At 44.5% G+C, this 18,334-nt stretch carries 19 protein-coding genes; 18 read left to right on the forward strand and 1 reads right to left on the reverse strand.

The window, feature by feature from the left end; translation table 11 throughout:
* Positions 1-89 precede the first annotated feature (89 nt).
* From tgt to secF, 4 genes are all read left to right on the forward strand, one after another.
* A complete protein-coding gene (gene tgt / locus ACED48_RS05640) occupies positions 90-1,226 on the forward strand; it encodes a tRNA guanosine(34) transglycosylase Tgt (protein WP_017056177.1) in 1,137 nt (378 codons plus the stop codon).
* 111 nt (positions 1,227-1,337) lie between these two features.
* Positions 1,338-1,667, forward strand: coding sequence for a preprotein translocase subunit YajC (gene yajC, locus ACED48_RS05645; RefSeq protein ID WP_017056178.1), 330 nt, complete (start codon positions 1,338-1,340; stop codon positions 1,665-1,667).
* A 20-nt stretch (positions 1,668-1,687) separates the two neighbouring features.
* Positions 1,688-3,544 carry a protein translocase subunit SecD gene (gene secD / locus ACED48_RS05650; protein ID WP_077680742.1) on the forward strand — a complete coding sequence of 619 codons (1,857 nt, stop codon included), beginning with the start codon at positions 1,688-1,690 and terminating at the stop codon, positions 3,542-3,544.
* Between the two features lie 14 nt (positions 3,545-3,558).
* Complete coding sequence (gene secF, locus ACED48_RS05655) at positions 3,559-4,506, forward strand: protein translocase subunit SecF (RefSeq protein ID WP_017056180.1); 948 nt, start codon at positions 3,559-3,561, stop codon at positions 4,504-4,506.
* Between the two features lie 289 nt (positions 4,507-4,795).
* Here the strand turns inward: secF and suhB are convergent, their stop codons facing one another.
* Positions 4,796-5,599 carry an inositol-1-monophosphatase gene (gene suhB / locus ACED48_RS05660; RefSeq protein WP_017056181.1) on the reverse strand — a complete coding sequence of 268 codons (804 nt, stop codon included), beginning with the start codon at positions 5,597-5,599 and terminating at the stop codon, positions 4,796-4,798.
* A gap of 181 nt (positions 5,600-5,780) precedes the next feature.
* On the opposite strand from suhB, the gene trmJ reads away from it, so the two are divergent.
* The 14 genes from trmJ to ispG all read left to right on the forward strand — a co-directional run bounded on the left by trmJ (position 5,781) and on the right by ispG (position 18,278).
* The gene (gene trmJ, locus ACED48_RS05665) at positions 5,781-6,509 is read left to right on the forward strand and encodes a tRNA (cytosine(32)/uridine(32)-2'-O)-methyltransferase TrmJ (RefSeq protein ID WP_017056182.1); all 729 of its coding nucleotides are present in this window, start codon (positions 5,781-5,783) and stop codon (positions 6,507-6,509) included.
* Between the two features lie 116 nt (positions 6,510-6,625).
* The gene (iscR, locus tag ACED48_RS05670; RefSeq protein WP_029626962.1) at positions 6,626-7,147 is read left to right on the forward strand and encodes a Fe-S cluster assembly transcriptional regulator IscR; all 522 of its coding nucleotides are present in this window, start codon (positions 6,626-6,628) and stop codon (positions 7,145-7,147) included.
* 27 nt (positions 7,148-7,174) lie between these two features.
* Positions 7,175-8,389 (forward strand): IscS subfamily cysteine desulfurase, encoded by a 1,215-nt coding sequence (locus ACED48_RS05675; protein ID WP_017056184.1) that lies wholly within the window; start codon positions 7,175-7,177, stop codon positions 8,387-8,389.
* A 33-nt stretch (positions 8,390-8,422) separates the two neighbouring features.
* A complete protein-coding gene (iscU, locus tag ACED48_RS05680; protein WP_017056185.1) occupies positions 8,423-8,800 on the forward strand; it encodes a Fe-S cluster assembly scaffold IscU in 378 nt (125 codons plus the stop codon).
* 97 nt (positions 8,801-8,897) lie between these two features.
* Positions 8,898-9,221 carry an iron-sulfur cluster assembly protein IscA gene (gene iscA / locus ACED48_RS05685; protein WP_010440519.1) on the forward strand — a complete coding sequence of 108 codons (324 nt, stop codon included), beginning with the start codon at positions 8,898-8,900 and terminating at the stop codon, positions 9,219-9,221.
* An 84-nt stretch (positions 9,222-9,305) separates the two neighbouring features.
* A complete protein-coding gene (gene hscB, locus ACED48_RS05690) occupies positions 9,306-9,821 on the forward strand; it encodes a co-chaperone HscB (protein WP_017056186.1) in 516 nt (171 codons plus the stop codon).
* A gap of 22 nt (positions 9,822-9,843) precedes the next feature.
* Entirely contained in the window at positions 9,844-11,694 is a 1,851-nt protein-coding gene (gene hscA / locus ACED48_RS05695; protein WP_017056187.1) for a Fe-S protein assembly chaperone HscA, read from the forward strand.
* 20 nt (positions 11,695-11,714) lie between these two features.
* A complete protein-coding gene (gene fdx / locus ACED48_RS05700; protein WP_017056188.1) occupies positions 11,715-12,053 on the forward strand; it encodes an ISC system 2Fe-2S type ferredoxin in 339 nt (112 codons plus the stop codon).
* Positions 12,054-12,170: 117 nt separating this feature from the next.
* Positions 12,171-12,371 (forward strand): Fe-S cluster assembly protein IscX, encoded by a 201-nt coding sequence (gene iscX, locus ACED48_RS05705; protein ID WP_004740335.1) that lies wholly within the window; start codon positions 12,171-12,173, stop codon positions 12,369-12,371.
* Between the two features lie 203 nt (positions 12,372-12,574).
* Positions 12,575-13,870 carry an aminopeptidase PepB gene (gene pepB, locus ACED48_RS05710; RefSeq protein ID WP_017056189.1) on the forward strand — a complete coding sequence of 432 codons (1,296 nt, stop codon included), beginning with the start codon at positions 12,575-12,577 and terminating at the stop codon, positions 13,868-13,870.
* Positions 13,871-13,974: 104 nt separating this feature from the next.
* Entirely contained in the window at positions 13,975-14,409 is a 435-nt protein-coding gene (gene ndk, locus ACED48_RS05715; protein ID WP_017056190.1) for a nucleoside-diphosphate kinase, read from the forward strand.
* Between the two features lie 269 nt (positions 14,410-14,678).
* A complete protein-coding gene (locus ACED48_RS05720; RefSeq protein ID WP_017056191.1) occupies positions 14,679-15,821 on the forward strand; it encodes a bifunctional tRNA (adenosine(37)-C2)-methyltransferase TrmG/ribosomal RNA large subunit methyltransferase RlmN in 1,143 nt (380 codons plus the stop codon).
* Positions 15,822-16,258: 437 nt separating this feature from the next.
* Positions 16,259-17,149, forward strand: a complete 891-nt coding sequence (locus tag ACED48_RS05725) for a RodZ domain-containing protein (protein WP_017056192.1) — start codon at positions 16,259-16,261, stop codon at positions 17,147-17,149.
* A gap of 7 nt (positions 17,150-17,156) precedes the next feature.
* Positions 17,157-18,278: a flavodoxin-dependent (E)-4-hydroxy-3-methylbut-2-enyl-diphosphate synthase gene (gene ispG, locus ACED48_RS05730; RefSeq protein ID WP_017056193.1), complete on the forward strand. Its 1,122-nt coding sequence runs from the start codon at positions 17,157-17,159 to the stop codon at positions 18,276-18,278.
* Positions 18,279-18,334: the final 56 nt, after the last annotated feature.

Genomic DNA, 18,334 nt, shown 5'->3' on the forward strand with positions numbered 1-18,334 from the left:
TCCTCATAGAACCCACTGGACTGAACTTTTGTTTGGCTTAAGGTTCTGAATTAACAGTCAGATTGTTTCTCTGGCATATTGGAGGCTTCGTGAAATTAAAATACGAACTTAAAAAAACTAATAGCGGCGCGCGTCGTGGTCAACTTCAGTTTGAACGCGGTACCGTTGAAACCCCAGCATTCATGCCTGTAGGTACTTACGGTACTGTTAAAGGTATGACACCTGAAGAAGTAAAAGACACAGGTGCTGAAATCCTATTAGGTAACACATTCCACCTATGGCTACGTCCTGGCCAAGAAATCATGAAAATGCACGGTGACCTGCACGATTTCATGAACTGGCACGGTCCTATCCTGACTGATTCAGGCGGCTTCCAAGTATTCAGCCTAGGTGCAATGCGTAAAATCACTGAAGAGGGTGTTCATTTCCGTAACCCTGTAAACGGTGACAAGATCTTCATGGACGCTGAGAAGTCTATGGAAATCCAAAAAGATTTAGGTTCAGATATCGTAATGATCTTCGATGAGTGTACGCCTTACCCTGCGACACACAAAGAAGCAAAAGACTCAATGGAGATGTCTCTTCGTTGGGCTGAGCGTTCACGTAACCATTTCGACAAACTTGAGAACCCGAACTCACTGTTCGGTATCGTTCAAGGTGGTGTATACGAAGACCTACGTGATGTATCTGTTAAAGGCCTAACTGAAATTGGTTTTGACGGTTACGCAGTGGGTGGTCTAGCTGTAGGCGAACCAAAAGAAGATATGCACCGCATTCTTGAGCACACATGCCCTCAACTGCCGGAAGATAAGCCACGTTACCTAATGGGCGTAGGCAAACCTGAAGACTTGGTTGAAGGTGTTCGTCGTGGTATCGACATGTTTGACTGCGTGATGCCAACGCGAAATGCACGTAACGGCCACCTGTTTGTGACTGAAGGTGTGATCAAGATCCGTAATGCGAAGCATAAAACCGATACAACACCACTAGATTCAGAGTGTGACTGTTACACTTGTAAGAACTACAGCAAGTCGTACTTACACCATTTGGATCGTTGTAACGAAATCCTAGGTGCTCGACTGAACACGATTCATAACCTGCGTTTCTACCAACGAGTAATGTCAGACATTCGTCAGTCTATCGATGAAGACCGCTTTGAAGAGTTCGTTGCAGAGTTCTACGCAAGAATGGGGCGTGAAGTGCCACCACTAGGCAAAGAATCTTAGTATTTCTTTTTTTGCGAGCCCTATCTCTCTTCCAAGAGGTGGGGCTTGAAAATAAAGGGATATAACCCAATTAGACAAACAATTACCAAAATATAATAGAGGATGTTTTTAATGTTTATTTCTCAAGCTCACGCAGCAGCAGAAGGTGCACCAGCAGGCGGCGGTTTCGAAATGCTTATCATGCTAGGTATGTTCGCTGTGATCTTCTACTTCATGATCTACCGTCCACAAGCGAAGCGTGTTAAAGAGCACAAGAACCTTATGTCTTCTATGGGCAAAGGCGACGAAGTTCTTACAAGCGGTGGCCTAATTGGCAAGATCACTAAGATTGCTGAAGACAGCGACTACGTTGCTATCGAACTGAGTGCAAACAACGAAGTCGTTATCAAAAAAGACTTCGTTACAGCAGTGCTACCAAAAGGTACTCTGAAATCTCTATAAACAGCTAGAGGATCCTCGCTGTGCTAAACCGTTATCCGTTATGGAAGTATTTGATGGTGGTGTTTGCCATTGCTATCACTGCGCTATACGCACTTCCAAATATATACGGTGAAGATCCGGCAGTTCAAGTTACAGGGGCGCGTGGCGCCTCTGTAGATCTGTCTACGCTGGATGTTGTCACCAATGCTCTTGAAGCAGAGAGCCTTTCTACTAAATCCGTTGCTTTAGAAAACGGTTCCATTCTTGTTCGCTTTAACGATACAGATACGCAAATTAGCGCCCGTGATATCATCACAGAGGCACTAGGCGATGACGTTATCGTTGCTTTAAACTTAGCAGCTTCAACTCCTGATTGGCTTGAATCTATTGGTGCTGCACCAATGAAACTGGGTCTTGACCTACGTGGTGGTGTTCACTTCTTAATGGAAGTGGATATGGACGCTGCAATGGAAAAGCTCGTTGGCCAACAAGAAGAAGCGTTCCGCAGCGAACTTCGTGAAGAAAAAATTCGTTACCGTGCAATTCGCCCATCGGGTAAAGATGCCGTTGAAGTGCTTCTGCGTAACGAAGAGCAGCTTGCTGAAGCGAAATCGTTACTGCAATCTCAACACCAAGATATGACGTTCGTAGATTCTGCATCTAACGGTCGTTTCTCTTTGGTGGCTAACTTCACTGAAACTCGCCTTCAAGAAATCCGCAACTACGCGGTAGAGCAAAACATTACCATTCTACGTAACCGTGTTAACGAACTTGGTGTAGCTGAGCCTTTGGTTCAACGTCAAGGTGCTAGCCGTATCGTAGTGGAATTGCCAGGTGTTCAAGACACGGCTCGCGCTAAAGAAATTTTAGGCGCAACCGCGACTCTTGAATTCCGTGAAGTCGATAGCAGTGCAGATTTAGCTGCAGCCGCTTCTGGTCGTGCTCCTGCGGGTAGTGAAATCAAGCAAGATCGTGATGGTCGTCCTGTGGTACTTGAGAAGCGCGTTATCTTAGGCGGTTCAAGTATTACTGATGCAAGCTCTAGTGTTGATGAGTATGGTCGTCCACAAGTTAACATCTCGTTAGACAGCGAAGGTGGTAGCAAGATGTCGGCTTTCTCTAAAAAGAACATCGGCAAGCTAATGGCTACCGTGTTTGCCGAGTACAAAGACAGTGGTCGTAAAACACCTGAAGGTCGAGTTATCTTAAGTAAGCACGAAGAGGTGATTAACCAAGCGACAATTCAATCAGCGCTTGGTCGTAACTTCCGTATTACTGGTATCGACTCAACGGCTGAAGCTCATAACTTGGCACTTCTATTGCGTGCGGGTGCTCTGATTGCGCCTATCTCGATTGTAGAAGAACGTACGATTGGTCCATCTATGGGTCAACAAAACATCGATATGGGTATCATGGCGATGGTTTGGGGTATGGCTGCAGTTATGCTATTTACGCTGCTTTACTACCGTAGTTTTGGTCTGATTGCGAACATTGCGCTAATGGCTAACTTGGTGTTGATTATCGGTGTAATGTCGATGATTCCGGGGGCGACTATGACCCTGCCAGGTATTGCTGGTATCGTATTGACGGTCGGTATGGCGGTTGATGCCAACGTTCTGATCTTTGAGCGTATACGTGAAGAGCTTCGAGATGGACGCAGTCCACAACAAGCGATTCACCAAGGTTACGCGAACGCATTTAGCACTATCGCCGATGCCAATATCACGACACTACTAACAGCAATCATTCTATTTGCTGTCGGTACCGGTGCGATTAAAGGTTTCGCGGTAACGTTATCAATTGGTATCTTGACTTCAATGTTTACAGCTATTGTCGGAACACGTTGCATCGTGAACCTGATGTATGGCGGTAAACGCGTTAAGAAACTGTCGATCTAAGGCTAGGAATTAATATGTTTCAGATTCTAAAAGCAGAAAAAATGATCGACTTTATGCGTTGGTCAAAATTTGCCTTTGTATTTTCTATCTTGATGATTGGTACTGCCATCTTTACCTTAACAACGAAATCGTTGAACTGGGGGTTAGATTTTACAGGCGGTACTCTGATTGAAGTCGGTTTTGAGCAACCTGCAAACCTACCCGATATCCGTAGCTCACTAGAGGCTGAAGGCTTCGGAGATGCAACGGTACAGAACTTTGGGTCGGCACGTGAGGTTATGGTTCGCTTACGCCCGCGTGACGGTGTTGCAGGCGAAACGCTTGGTAACCAGATTCTGGCTGCAATTAAAGACGGTACTGGTGAGCAAGTTGAAATGCGCCGTATCGAGTTCGTAGGCCCTAACGTGGGTGATGAACTAACAGAAGCTGGTGGCCTTGCTATCATCGTTTCTCTTATCTGTATATTGATCTACGTATCAGTGCGATTTGAATGGCGTTTGGCAGCGGGTGCGGTATTAGCACTTGCGCACGATGTTATCATCACACTTGGTGTGTTCTCTCTAATGCAAATTGAGGTGGATCTAACCATCGTAGCAGCCTTGCTAACGGTAGTCGGTTACTCCCTCAACGATACCATCGTTGTATTCGACCGTATTCGTGAGAACTTCCGTAAGATGCGTAAAGGTGAAGCGCCTGAAGTACTGAACAACTCAATCACACAAACATTGAGCCGTACATTGATCACTTCTGGTACAACGCTATTCGTAGTTATCGCACTGTTTGTACAGGGCGGTGCTATGATTCACGGCTTCGCAACCGCACTTCTGTTAGGTATTACGGTTGGTACTTACTCTTCTATCTACGTTGCATCAGCACTGGCTATGAAGTTGGGTATTACACGTGAGCACCTAATGCCACCACAAGTGGAAAAAGAAGGTGAAGAGTTTGAAGAAATGCCTTAGGCCTTGGCTTAACAAGTTTCGGTAAACAAAAAAACCGCTAGGTAACTAGCGGTTTTTTTACGTCTGTATTTTGTGGGGAAGCTCAATGCAATTTATAGGCGAAGTGAGTTGTACTTAATGTAACTAAGAGCCATCCTGCTCTCGTATCTCGTATCTCGTATCTCGTATCTCGTATCTCGTATCTCGTATCTCGTATCTTTGAATCGCAGGTACAAAAAAGCCTCGCAGTAGCGAGGCTTTGGAATTTCTATGCGCCCTTGAAACAGGGAGCGTTAACGTAAGGTCTGAATTACTTCAGCATACCTTCGTTAGCGTTCTCACGAACGTGCTTAAGAATAGACTTAACACCACGTGCGCTTGAAGCAACAACGTTACCAGAAGTCATGTAATCAGTACCGCCAGCAAAGTCAGTCATGATAGCACCAGCTTCACGAGCGATTAGATCGCCAGCAGCTAGATCCCATGGCTTAAGGCCTAGTTCTAGGTAACCATCAACACGGCCAGCTGCTAGGTAACATAGGTCAAGAGCAGGAGAACCTGTACGACGGAAATCAGCACAGTCGATGAATAGACCAGAGATGATCTTCATGAAAGATTCAGAGTGTTGTTTTTGCTTGAATGGGAAACCAGTCGCTAGAACAGTACCTTGAAGGTCTTTTAGTTGAGTAACACGCATACGAGCGTTGTTAAGCTGTGCGCCAGCGCCACGTTGAGCGGTGAATAGCTCGTTTAGCATTGGGTCATAAACACAAGCAACTTCTGTACGGCCGTTCATGCGAACTGCGATAGATACAGAGAAGTGAGGGAAACCTTTTACAAAGTTGTTGGTGCCATCTAGTGGGTCAACGATCCATTGTACGTCAGAGTCTTTACCTTCAGTTAGGCCTTTCTCTTCAGAAATAATGCTGTGCTCTGGGTAAGATGCTTTGATTGTCTCAATGATCATGTACTCAGCTTCTTCAGCAATGTTAGTAACGTAATCGTTGTTACCTTTCAAAGACGTTTCGATCTTATCTGTTGTTTCTAGAGATTTTGCAATATGGTTGCCAGCTTTACGCGCAGCGCGTATCGCAATGTTTAGCATTGGATGCATATGGTTTTTCCCACAAGATGTTAAAGAACAATTTAAAGCGGCGGCGAGTATATCAAAGTTTCCGTAAAAAGGAAGTGGTTGTTTTTTGAACTCTTGAATTCACATTCCGCGAAGGGCCTGATCATTTTACTTTGCTATGTGTTAATATCTCGCGATTAATTTTAAAGTGGTGTCATATAGCATGTTAGACAATGTAAAAGTCGTTCTGGTCGGTACGTCTCATTCGGGAAATATCGGCTCAGCAGCTCGCGCAATGAAAGTGATGGGGTTGAGTCAATTAGTTCTTGTAGACCCTCAATGTGAAGTTGACGAGCAGACCTTAGCGCTGGCTGCTGGTGCTGGTGACATCGCAGAAAACGCGGCCATTGTTTCTACTCTAGAAGAAGCAGTAAAAGACTGTGGTTTGGTTGTAGGCTCAAGTGCTCGTTCTCGTACGCTTGAGTGGCCAATGCTTGAGCCTCGCGAGTGTGGCGAAAAGTTTGCAGTTGAAGGTCAAAAACATCCAGTCGCATTAGTGTTCGGTCGTGAACGTACAGGCTTAACGAATGATGAATTGCAGAAATGTCACTATCACGTATGTATCCCTGCTAACCCAGAGTACAGCTCATTAAATCTAGCGATGGCGGTACAGACTCTGAGCTACGAAGTTCGTGTTGCACACCTTGATATGGTGGCTAGCCAATATCAGCCACAACAACAAGATGAATACCCTCGTCACGAAGAGTTAGAAATGTTCTACGAGCACCTTGAAAAAGTGATCATTGAGACCCAATTTATCTCTAAGGATAAGCCAGGTCAGGTGATGAATAAGCTACGTCGTATGTTCAGCCGAGCACGACCAGAATTGCAAGAAATCAACACTCTACGTGGTATTTTGACCTCAATAGAGAAGGTTAAAAGCGATAAATAAATCCCATACAATAGCTAGGGATGAATACTTGACCAATTTAGTCAGTTAAATACTTGACCAATTTAGTCAAGTATGGGAAAATTCCAACCACATAAACAATGTGGATACGGTGTGATATGAAACTTACATCTAAAGGAAGATATGCGGTAACAGCTATGCTAGATGTAGCACTGCATTCGCAAAAAAGCCCGGTTCCTCTGGCTGATATTTCAGAGCGACAAGGCATATCGTTATCTTACTTAGAACAACTGTTTTCTAAGTTACGTAAAGCTGGTTTAGTTGCTAGTGTTCGTGGTCCTGGCGGCGGTTACCGTTTAGGTGCTGAAGCAAGCGACATCGCTGTCGGAACTGTGATTGCCGCAGTGGACGAATCCGTCGATGCAACTAAATGTCACGGTCGAGCAGATTGCCAAGGTGGTAGTCGTTGTTTAACTCATACCCTATGGCGTGATTTAAGCTCCCGAATCAGTAGCTTCTTAAATGACATTACGCTCGGTGAGCTAATGAAAGATAACGAAGTTTTAGAAACTTCTGACCGTCAAGATATCGATCTTGCGGTTAATAATGGTTTTGCACATAAGAATACGAGCACTACAACGATTAGTGCAGCACCTCACGGTGTCAATGCCCGCTCTTAGCGGTCAGTTTTTACATTGGAGTAGAAAATGAAACTGCCTATTTATTTTGACTATTCAGCTACATGCCCAGTCGATCCACGTGTTGCTGAAAAAATGGTTCAGTGTATGACGATTGACGGTAACTTCGGTAACCCTGCATCTCGTTCACACCGTTACGGCTGGCAGGCAGAAGAATCAGTAGATAATGCTCGTGAGCAAATTGCCGATTTACTGAATGCAGATCCACGTGAAATTGTTTTCACATCGGGTGCTACAGAGTCAGATAACCTTGCTATCAAAGGTGCTGCGCACTTTTACGAGAAGAAAGGTAAGCACGTAATCACGTGCAAAACAGAACACAAAGCGGTTCTTGATCCATGTCGCCAACTAGAACGTGAAGGTTTTGAGGTAACTTACCTTGAACCTGAAGCAAACGGCATCATCGATCTAGACAAGCTACAAGCTGCAATGCGCGAAGATACTGTTTTAGTTTCTATCATGCATGTAAATAACGAGATTGGTGTCATCCAAGATATCTCTGCAATCGGCGAACTATGTCGCTCACGTAAGATCGTCTTCCACGTTGATGCGGCTCAGTCTGCGGGTAAAATTCCACTAGACGTACAAGAGATGAAAGTTGACTTAATCTCACTTTCAGCTCACAAAATGTATGGCCCTAAAGGTATCGGTGCACTTTACGTTCGTCGTAAGCCACGTATTCGTCTTGAAGCGCAAATGCACGGCGGCGGTCATGAGCGTGGTTTCCGTTCAGGTACGCTTGCTACTCACCAAATAGTGGGTATGGGCGAAGCTTGTGCTGTTGCTAAGCAAGACATGCAGAAAGATTACGATCATGCATTAGTACTTCGTGAGCGCCTATTGAAAGGGGTTCAAGATCTAGAAGCGGTAACGGTAAACGGTGATCTAGACCAACGTGTACCACACAACCTAAACGTGAGCTTTGCTTTCGTTGAAGGTGAGTCTCTGCTGATGTCTCTAAAAGACCTAGCGGTATCATCAGGTTCAGCGTGTACATCAGCAAGCTTAGAACCTTCATATGTTCTACGTGCTCTTGGTCTAAACGACGAACTAGCACACAGTTCTGTACGTTTCTCATTCGGCCGTTTTACTACGGAAGAAGAAATCGACTACGCGATTGCACAAATTCGTGTAGCGGTAAACAAATTACGCGACATGTCTCCTCTATGGGATATGTATAAAGAAGGGATTGATTTGAACACTGTTGAGTGGGCTCATCACTAATCTCACGGAACTAGAGGATTCGAGGTAACTATCATGGCATATAGCGAAAAAGTAATTGATCACTACGAAAACCCACGTAACGTAGGTTCGTTTGATAAAGAAGACCCAAGTATTGGTAGCGGCATGGTTGGCGCACCAGCTTGTGGTGACGTAATGAAACTGCAAATCAAAGTATCTGCAGAAGGTATTATTGAAGACGCAAAATTCAAAACTTACGGTTGCGGTAGCGCAATCGCTTCTAGCTCACTAGTAACTGAGTGGGTTAAAGGTAAAAGTGTTGATGAAGCAGCGGCTATCAAAAACTCTGAAATTGCAGAAGAGCTAGAGCTACCACCAGTGAAAGTTCACTGTTCAATTCTTGCTGAAGACGCAATCAAAGCAGCTGTTGCGGATTACAAAAAGAAGCGTTAATCGTTTCATTAAGTAATCACGAAAAATAAGCAATATTTGGGAGCATCCTTTGTGCTCCCCCTGAGTTCTCAATTTATATAAAACACAAGGTTGTAGTATGGCCATCACCATGACAGATACGGCAGCAAGCCGAGTTCAAGCTTTCCTAGATAACCGAGGTAAAGGTATCGGGTTACGCTTAGCGGTAAAAACGACTGGCTGTTCGGGTATGGCGTATGTACTAGAATTCGTTGACGAGCTTAACGAAGAAGACGAAGTGTTCGAGCATTCAGGTGTGAAGGTTATCATTGATCCAAAGAGCCTAGTCTACCTAGACGGTACTGAGCTTGATTATGTCAAAGAAGGCCTAAACGAAGGTTTTGAATTCAACAACCCTAATGCCAAAGGCGAATGTGGTTGTGGTGAGAGCTTCAACGTATAAACACTTCAATCGTTAAGCGTTTATTGTGAGCGAAGAATAAAATTAGGCTTTGTTTAAAAAGCCTAAACTTAGGACCACCGTTAAATGAATCATTTCGAATTATTTGGGCTACCACTTCAGTTTCAACTGGATGGTAGCCTTCTTTCTTCTCAGTTTAGAGATCTACAACGCCAATTCCACCCTGATAAATTTGCTACAGCTTCTGAGCGTGATCGCTTATTGGCCGTGCAAAAAGCGGCACAAATCAATGATGCGTATCAGGTGTTGAAGAATCCAATCAGCCGTGCTGAATACCTGTTGATTCAACACGGTGAGGATATTCGCGGTGAGCAGCAAACCATGCAAGATCCAATGTTTCTAATGGAGCAGATGGAGTTGCGTGAAGAGCTTGAAGATATTGCCGACAGTTCTAACCCTGAAGATGCATTATTAGCATTTGAAGGAAAGGTTAGCAAAATGTATAAACAACAATTAAGTGCTATCCAACAAGAACTCGACAGTGAAGCTTGGCTAGAGGCAGCAGACCGAGTAAGAAAGCTTAAGTTTATTGCAAAATTAAAGAATGAAATTGAGCTAGTTGAAGATCGTCTGATCGGCTAGTTTGTATAACAAGGACACATCCATGGCACTACTTCAGATAGCAGAACCAGGGCAAAGCGCCGCTCCTCACCAGCACAAGCTTGCTGTGGGTATTGATTTAGGTACAACAAACTCATTGGTTGCGGCAGTGCGCAGTGGTGAGGCGAGCACACTCGTGGACCAACAAGGCCGCAGTATTTTGCCTTCCGTTGTTCACTATCAGTCAGAGTCATACACAACTGGTGATGAAGCGCGTGCAAGTGCACAGACTGATCCTAAAAATACCATTATCTCAGTAAAGCGATTAATCGGTCGTTCACTGTCAGATATTCAACAGCGATACCCATCTCTGCCATATCAGTTTGAAGAAAGTGATAATGGTCTACCTGTGATTCGCACAGAGCAAGGTAACAAGAACCCAATTCAAGTATCTGCAGATATTCTGCGAGCGCTAGGCCAACGTGCTGAGTCCACGTTAGGTGGAGAGCTCTCTGGTGCTGTGATTACCGTTCCTGCGTATTTTGATGATGCACAACGTGCAGGTACTAAAGACGCAGCACAGCTTGCTGGTCTCCATGTTTTACGTCTTTTGAATGAACCAACGGCTGCAGCCATTGCATACGGATTAGATTCAGGTAGAGAAGGGATCATTGCCGTTTACGACTTAGGCGGTGGTACGTTTGATATCTCTATCTTACGCCTATCGAAAGGCGTCTTTGAAGTACTTGCAACGGGTGGCGACTCTGCATTAGGTGGTGATGATTTTGACCATTTAGTCGCGGAGCACTTTCAAGAGAAAATGGGCTTATCAGTACTAACAGCAGAACAGAATCGTATTCTGCTAGATGCAGCAACAGAAGCGAAGATTGGCTTATCTGAAGCTGAAAGTGTTGATGTTGAAGTGCTTGGTTGGTCTGGTTCATTAACTCGTGAAGAGTTTGAAGAGATCATCAAGCCGCTGGTTAAGAAAACATTGCTTTCGTGCCGTCGTGCACTGAAAGATGCGGAAGTTGACGCGGACGAAGTTCTCGAAGTGGTCATGGTTGGTGGTTCTACTCGCACATTGCTTGTACGTGAAATGGTCGGTGACTTCTTTGGTCGTACACCACTAACCAGCATTAACCCTGATGAAGTGGTTGCGATTGGCGCATCGATTCAAGCGGATATCTTGGTCGGCAATAAGCCTGATTCTGAAATGTTATTACTGGATGTTATCCCGCTTTCCTTAGGTATTGAAACCATGGGCGGTTTGGTTGAAAAGATCATCCCTCGTAATACCACGATCCCTGTGGCTCGCGCACAAGAGTTTACCACGTTCAAAGACGGTCAAACTGCAATGACAGTGCACACCGTGCAAGGTGAACGTGAAATGGTTGACGACTGTCGTTCACTGGCTCGTTTTGCTCTAAAAGGCATTCCCCCAATGACAGCGGGAGCGGCGCACATTCGTGTGACTTACCAAGTGGATGCTGATGGTCTATTATCGGTTACCGCTATGGAGAAGAGCACTGGCGTTCAAGCAGAAATCCAGGTTAAACCTTCTTACGGCCTAAGCGACGACGAAGTGTCTAACATGCTGAAAGACTCGATGACGTTTGCCAAAGAAGACATGCAAGCACGTGCTCTTGCGGAACAACGCGTAGAAGCTGATCGTGTTATCGAAGGCTTGATTGCTGCAATGCAAGCTGATGGTGACGAGCTCCTAGATGAACAAGGGAAACAGCAACTTGTTCAAGCGATTGAAGTGTTGATTGAAGTGCGTAATGGCGACAATGCTGATGCCATTGAACTAGAAATTAAGAATATCGACAAAGCGAGCCAAGACTTTGCTTCTCGTCGTATGGATAAATCAATTCGTGCTGCACTGTCAGGTCAGTCAGTCGATAATATTTAATAGTTAGAGAATAGATAAGCATGCCAAAGATTATTGTTTTACCTCACGAAGAACTATGTCCAGAGGGCGCTGTTTTAGAAGCAAAAACTGGCGAAACGGTTCTTGATGTTGCATTGAAGGCCGGTATTGGTATTGAACACGCGTGTGAAAAGTCATGCGCCTGCACTACATGTCATGTTGTGATTCGCGAAGGCTTCGATTCTTTAGAAGAGAGTGATGACCTAGAAGACGACATGCTGGATAAAGCATGGGGCTTAGAAATGGAATCTCGCCTTGGTTGCCAAGCTAAAATGGCTGATACAGACCTAGTTGTTGAGATTCCAAAGTACACATTGAACCTAGCGTCTGAAGATCACTAAGAACTTCTCTACAGTTATGGTGGTTTCGCCATGACTGAGATAACGGTTTAACAAAACTGACCTAATGTATAGATCATAAAGGTGACAGAGCGTCGCTGATAAATATAAGGAAGTGTTATGAGCTTGAAGTGGATTGATTCGCGAGATATCGCAATTGAACTATGTGATTTGTACCCAGATACTGATCCTAAAACGGTACGTTTTACCGATTTACATCAGTGGGTGCTAGACCTTGAAGAGTTTGATGACGAGCCTAATCACTCTAATGAGAAAATCTTAGAGGCGATTATTTTGTGCTGGATGGATGAGATGGACTAAGCCTCTTGTCTGATGATTTGGTCGTGGGTTGGGATCTGTCCAATATAAAACGCAGCCAAGTTAACAATTCTTACTAAAAAAGCGGACCTTATGGTCCGTTTTTTATCAAAATGACATTTTACTTCTACATAATGCTAACATCAGTGCGCTAATAAAAAATAACCGAGCCACTCAAGCAAGGTGGTTCATGACAAGGAGAAATCATGTCTACACAGATGTCTGTATTTTTAAGTCAAGAAGCTGCCCAGCCTCAGTGGGGAGAAAGAGCTATTTTATCGTTCTCTGAAGCGGGTTCGACAATTCATATTGGCGAAGGACACGATTTAGGCGCGGTTCAACGTGCTGGTCGTACGCTTGATGGACAAGGTATTGCATTCATATCACTTCGTGGTGAAGGTTGGGATCTCGAAAGTGTTTGGGCTTTTTATCAAGGCTACCGTGGACCAAAGAAAAAGAATGCATTGGAGTGGGATGCACTTTCAGAAGCCGACCAAGCTGAACTAGAGGCTCGCATTCGTTCTACTGATTGGACTCGTGACATTATCAATAAAACCGCTGAAGAAGTGGCGCCTCGTCAATTAGCGACGATGGCAGCCGAATACATCAAATCAGTGGCTCCTACGGGCACAGTTAAAGCGAAAATCGTTAAAGACAAAGACCTACTTACCGAAGGGTGGGAAGGCATCTATGCGGTAGGCCGCGGCTCTGAACGCACATCTGCGATGCTTCAACTGGACTTCAACCCAACCGGCGATGAAAACGCACCGGTATTTGCTTGTCTAGTCGGTAAAGGCATCACTTTCGATTCAGGCGGCTATAGCATTAAGCCAGGTCAATTCATGACAGCGATGAAGGCTGACATGGGCGGTGCGGCAACCATTACGGGTGGCCTAGGCCTTGCGATTGAGCGTGGCTTAAACAAGCGCATTAAACTTATCTTATGCTGTGCAGAGAACATGATCTCTGGCCGTGCGTTGAAGCTTGGTGACATCATTACTTACAAAAATGGTAAGACGGTTGAGATCATGAATACCGATGCGGAAGGTCGCTTGGTTCTTGCTGATGGTTTGATGTACGCCAGTGCACAGAACCCAGATCTGATCATCGACTGCGCAACGTTAACCGGTGCGGCTAAAAATGCACTCGGTAACGACTACCACGCATTATTAAGCTTCGACGATGAGCTGTCTCACCAAGCATTAACGGCGGCAAATCAAGAAAAAGAGGGTCTTTGGCCACTGCCTCTTGCTGACTTCCACCGTGGTATGCTGCCTTCTAACTTTGCTGATCTCTCAAACATAAGCTCTGGGGATTACTCTCCGGGGGCAAGTACAGCGGCTGCGTTCCTTTCTTACTTTGTTGATGATTACAAAAAAGGTTGGATTCATATGGACTGCGCGGGTACTTACCGTAAGTCAGCAAGTGATAAATGGTCGGCAGGTGCGACTGGTATGGGTGTCCGTACTCTGGCTCGCCTTCTTATCGACCAAGCAAAATAATAATAAGAGTGCGCGGTATTTAATGCCGCTTATTCATAACACTAAGATCGAATGATCTCAGTACTTTCAGTATTTAATAACAAAAATGAAGTGAAGGAATCCCTATGGCTCTAGAAAGAACGTTCTCAATTGTTAAGCCGGATGCAGTTAAGCGTAACCTTGTTGGTGAAATCTACCACCGTATCGAGAAAGCAGGTCTAGAAATTATTGCTGCTAAAATGGTTCGTCTAACTGAAGAGCAAGCGAGTGGCTTCTACGCAGAACATGAAGGTAAAGAGTTCTTTGGACCACTTAAAGAGTTCATGACTTCTGGTCCTATCATGGTTCAAGTGCTTGAAGGCGAAAACGCGATCGCTCGTTACCGTGAACTTATGGGCAAAACTAACCCAGAACAAGCGGCTTGCGGTACTATTCGTGCTGACTACGCAATCAGCATGCGTTACAACTCAGTACATGGCAGCGACAGCCCCGAGTCTGCAGCTCGCGAAATCGAATTCTTCTTCCCAGAATCTGAAATTTGCCCGCGTCCTGCTGAGTAAGCAGACAACAGTAAGTATCAATAAAGGCTTCACTTCGGTGAAGCCTTTTTTGTAAGTGGGTTTACGTTATTCCCGAAACGACGAAGGAGTGCTGTCGGGAATATTTTGTTTAAATTAGGCAATCTCAGGCCAATAAATAAACTTGTTCAAGTTTTAATCGCTTAAGTTTGAATGTCTTAATAAACACAGGGTTTTACAATGCTTGTTGAAGTTGCGTAAAGCCTGTACAATTCGCGCCCTTAATTATTGTTCCGTCATTGAGAGGCATCATGACCACAGCTAAAGTCAATCTACTCGATTTTGATCGTAAAGGTCTTCGTCAATTTTTCGCAGAAGAACTGAATGAGAAAGCGTTTCGAGCAGAGCAGGTGATGAAGTGGATTTATCATTTCGGTGTTGATGACTTCGAAAAAATGAACAACATCAACAAAAAGTTACGTGAAAAACTTGAGCGTCGTTGTGAGATTGTTGCACCAGTTGTTTCAGAAGCTCAACACTCTTCAGACGGCACAATTAAATGGGCAATGAGCGTTGGCGATCAAGATGTTGAAACCGTATACATCCCAGATGGTGACCGTGCGACGTTATGTGTATCGTCTCAAGTTGGTTGTGCGCTTGAATGTAAATTCTGTTCTACTGCTCAACAAGGCTTTAACCGTAACTTAAAAGTTTCAGAGATCGTTGGCCAAATCTGGCGTGCATCTCGTGAAATAGGCCTCGAGAAAGAAACTGGCCGTCGCCCAATTACTAACGTCGTAATGATGGGGATGGGTGAGCCACTGCTAAACATGAAGAACCTAATGCCGTCATTAGAAATCATGCTTGATGATCTAGGTTTCGCACTGTCTAAGCGTCGTGTAACCGTATCAACGTCTGGTGTTGTTTCTGGCCTTGACCAAATGACAGACAACATTGATGTTGCGTTGGCTATCTCTCTACACGCGCCAAACGATGCACTACGTAGCCAGATCATGCCGATTAATGATCGTTGGGATATTCAAGATTTCCTAGCGTCTGTTCGTCGTTACATTGCTTCTTCAAATGCTAACCGCGGTAAAGTAACGGTTGAGTACGTTCTATTGGATCATGTGAATGATGATATGGACCATGCTCGTGAGCTTGCAGAGTTAATGAAAGACACGCCGTGTAAGGTTAACTTAATTCCATTTAACCCTTACCCGGGATCGCCTTATAAAAAGCCAAGCAACTCTCGTATTGATCGCTTCCAAAAAACATTAATGGAATACAATTATACCGTAACCGTTCGTAAAACTCGTGGTGATGACATTGATGCCGCATGTGGGCAGTTAGTGGGTGATGTGATTGATAGAACCAAGCGCACTAAAATGATCAAAGCCGCATCAGAAGCGAACTTGATTGCAGGTGGTGTGATTGAAGTAAAAGCGGTATAAAAGATAGTTGAACTTAAACAAGCCAGAAGCATTACTTCTGGCTTGTTGCTTTTCAGGGGGAGAGGTTTTGTCATTTTGAGCTTCTTCTCTGTACTTTCTTACACTTTTCGTCAAATTTTGGACAAAAGCATGAGCTGACGGTAAATTTTGTTTAAAGTGTTTTTGCCTTGCAATGGCATTAGCTTATGATTAAATAACCTTAAATTAATTTAAGTGCTCGCTTGTTACTAATCATCAATATGTCTATTTAGGTTGGCTACTTGATAAACTAGCTTCCTGAGAGGATCATTCATAATATTATGAGTGATGTTCGTCTTTAAGGGTTGATGATTTAGGTAACAAGAAAAATTTCACATAAAGTGGGTTGCTAGATTGAGCTTAAACGATAATAAAAATGCTCTCATCAACCTGCGATAATCTTTAGAAGTTCACTTTTTATGAACACAGAACACGATACAAAAACACAAGAAACCGTTGCTCCAGCTTTGGAGGCGGGGACGCTTCTCAAAAATAAACGCGAGTCTCTTGGTCTTACACAAAAACAGATCTCTGATCGCTTAAAGCTTCGCGTTACTTTGATACAACAAATCGAAGAAAACCAATTTGAGTCAGATCAAGTGGCGACTTTCATGCGTGGTTACATTCGCTCATACGCGAAATACGTCAACCTTGATGAAAAAGTTGTACTGAGCGCACTTCACCATGCAGGTGATGCTCAACATCAAGAACAAGAAATGTTGAGCTTTTCTCGTAAAACAAAAACCGAGAAGCACAACAGTCGCATTATGTTGCTGACTTGGAGTATCTTCGCTGTTATTGCTGGTATCTCTTCATTGTGGTGGTGGCAGAATCAACAACAAGACACTTTATCTCAATCTCTGGTCAATGCTGAGAGCCCAGAAGAGCTGGTGGTTGAAGAGCCGCTTACTCCTGAGTTAGATTCATTAGCCGTTATCGAAAGTGTTGATGCTCTTACCGTGGTTAGTGCTGCTGAATCTTCAGATACAGTCACGCAAGTTGAAGAAACTCAAGCAGCCGCAGAGGTTGACTCTGTTGTTGCTGAACCAGAATCTGTAACTCCTGAATCTGTAGCTAATCAGCTCGTTATGCAATTTTCTGCTGATTGTTGGATTCAAGTAAAAGATGCGGCAGGCAAGACTTTGTCTACCGGTATCAAAAAAGCAGGTCAGACACTCAATCTTTCAGGAACGGCGCCATACAAAGTGATTCTAGGTGCACCTGAGGGCGTATCGATGACATTTGCAAGTGAACCTGTCGACCTTTCTGGGTATACTTCAGGCAAAGTAGCTAGAATAACCTTACCTTAGAGTTAATATGCAACACGAATCTCCTATTATTCGTCGCAAATCAACCCGTATTTATGTGGGTGATGTGCCGATCGGTGATGGTGCGCCAATTGCTGTGCAATCCATGACCAACACAAGAACAACCGATGTAGCCGCGACCGTGGCTCAAATTCGAGCTTTGGAAAAAGTTGGCGCTGATATCGTTCGCGTATCTGTACCAACTATGGATGCCGCTGAAGCCTTTAAGCTAATTAAGCAGCAAGTTTCTATTCCTTTGGTTGCTGATATCCATTTTGATTATCGTATTGCCCTTAAAGTGGCAGAATATGGCGTAGATTGTCTGCGTATCAACCCCGGTAATATCGGTAACGAAAGCCGTATCCGCTCTGTTGTGGATTGCGCTCGCGATATGAATATTCCGATTCGTATTGGTGTTAACGGCGGCTCTCTTGAAAAAGAGATCCAAGAGAAATACACAGAGCCTACAGCAGAAGCGCTTGTTGAATCCGCGATGCGTCATGTAGATATCCTAGACCGTCTGAACTTTGAGCAGTTTAAAGTCAGCGTTAAGGCCTCGGATGTATTCTTAGCCGTCGGTTCTTATCGCTTGCTTGCCAAACAGATTGACCAACCACTTCATCTTGGTATTACCGAAGCGGGCGGTGCTCGTGCTGGTTCTGTGAAGTCAGCCGTTGGTTTAGGTATGTTATTGTCTGAAGGTATCGGCGATACGCTGCGTATCTCACTCGCGGCGGATCCTGTTGAAGAGATAAAAGTCGGCTTTGATATTCTTAAATCTTTGCGCATTCGTTCGCGTGGCATCAACTTCATTGCGTGCCCGAGCTGTTCTCGTCAAGAGTTCGATGTTATTAACACCGTTAACGCTCTTGAAGAGCGCTTAGAAGACGTTATTACCCCAATGGATGTATCAATCATCGGTTGTGTGGTTAACGGCCCTGGTGAAGCTGAAGTGTCTCACTTAGGTCTAGCGGGTAGTGCACGTAAGAGTGCCTTCTATGAAGACGGTAAGCGTCAGAAAGAGCGTTTTGACAACGATGACCTTGTCGACAAGCTTGAAGCGAAGATCCGAGCAAAAGCATCGGTGCTTGATAAAGCAAATCGCATTGATGTAGAAAATTTAGAAGATTAATACAACACGATGAGGTGTGATTGTCTATTCGCACTAACATCTGGTCGTGAGAAATT

It is taken from the genome of Vibrio sp. 5S239 (genome assembly GCF_041439575.1).
Lineage (GTDB): Bacteria > Pseudomonadota > Gammaproteobacteria > Enterobacterales > Vibrionaceae > Vibrio > Vibrio kanaloae.

Excerpts from the sequence above, each read along its gene's own strand:
- hscB (WP_017056186.1), top strand. The coding sequence starts at position 9,306 with ATGAATCATTTCGAATTATTTGGGCTACCACTTCAGTTTCAACTGGAT.
- fdx (WP_017056188.1), top strand. The coding sequence starts at position 11,715 with ATGCCAAAGATTATTGTTTTACCTCACGAAGAACTATGTCCAGAGGGC.
- ACED48_RS05675 (WP_017056184.1), top strand. The coding sequence starts at position 7,175 with ATGAAACTGCCTATTTATTTTGACTATTCAGCTACATGCCCAGTCGAT.
- iscA (WP_010440519.1), top strand. The coding sequence starts at position 8,898 with ATGGCCATCACCATGACAGATACGGCAGCAAGCCGAGTTCAAGCTTTC.
- iscR (WP_029626962.1), top strand. The coding sequence starts at position 6,626 with ATGAAACTTACATCTAAAGGAAGATATGCGGTAACAGCTATGCTAGAT.
- ispG (WP_017056193.1), top strand. The coding sequence starts at position 17,157 with ATGCAACACGAATCTCCTATTATTCGTCGCAAATCAACCCGTATTTAT.
- yajC (WP_017056178.1), top strand. The coding sequence starts at position 1,338 with ATGTTTATTTCTCAAGCTCACGCAGCAGCAGAAGGTGCACCAGCAGGC.
- secF (WP_017056180.1), top strand. The coding sequence starts at position 3,559 with ATGTTTCAGATTCTAAAAGCAGAAAAAATGATCGACTTTATGCGTTGG.
- iscX (WP_004740335.1), top strand. The coding sequence starts at position 12,171 with ATGAGCTTGAAGTGGATTGATTCGCGAGATATCGCAATTGAACTATGT.
- suhB (WP_017056181.1), bottom strand. The coding sequence starts at position 5,599 with ATGCATCCAATGCTAAACATTGCGATACGCGCTGCGCGTAAAGCTGGC.
- ndk (WP_017056190.1), top strand. The coding sequence starts at position 13,975 with ATGGCTCTAGAAAGAACGTTCTCAATTGTTAAGCCGGATGCAGTTAAG.
- iscU (WP_017056185.1), top strand. The coding sequence starts at position 8,423 with ATGGCATATAGCGAAAAAGTAATTGATCACTACGAAAACCCACGTAAC.
- ACED48_RS05720 (WP_017056191.1), top strand. The coding sequence starts at position 14,679 with ATGACCACAGCTAAAGTCAATCTACTCGATTTTGATCGTAAAGGTCTT.
- pepB (WP_017056189.1), top strand. The coding sequence starts at position 12,575 with ATGTCTACACAGATGTCTGTATTTTTAAGTCAAGAAGCTGCCCAGCCT.
- hscA (WP_017056187.1), top strand. The coding sequence starts at position 9,844 with ATGGCACTACTTCAGATAGCAGAACCAGGGCAAAGCGCCGCTCCTCAC.
- trmJ (WP_017056182.1), top strand. The coding sequence starts at position 5,781 with ATGTTAGACAATGTAAAAGTCGTTCTGGTCGGTACGTCTCATTCGGGA.
- ACED48_RS05725 (WP_017056192.1), top strand. The coding sequence starts at position 16,259 with ATGAACACAGAACACGATACAAAAACACAAGAAACCGTTGCTCCAGCT.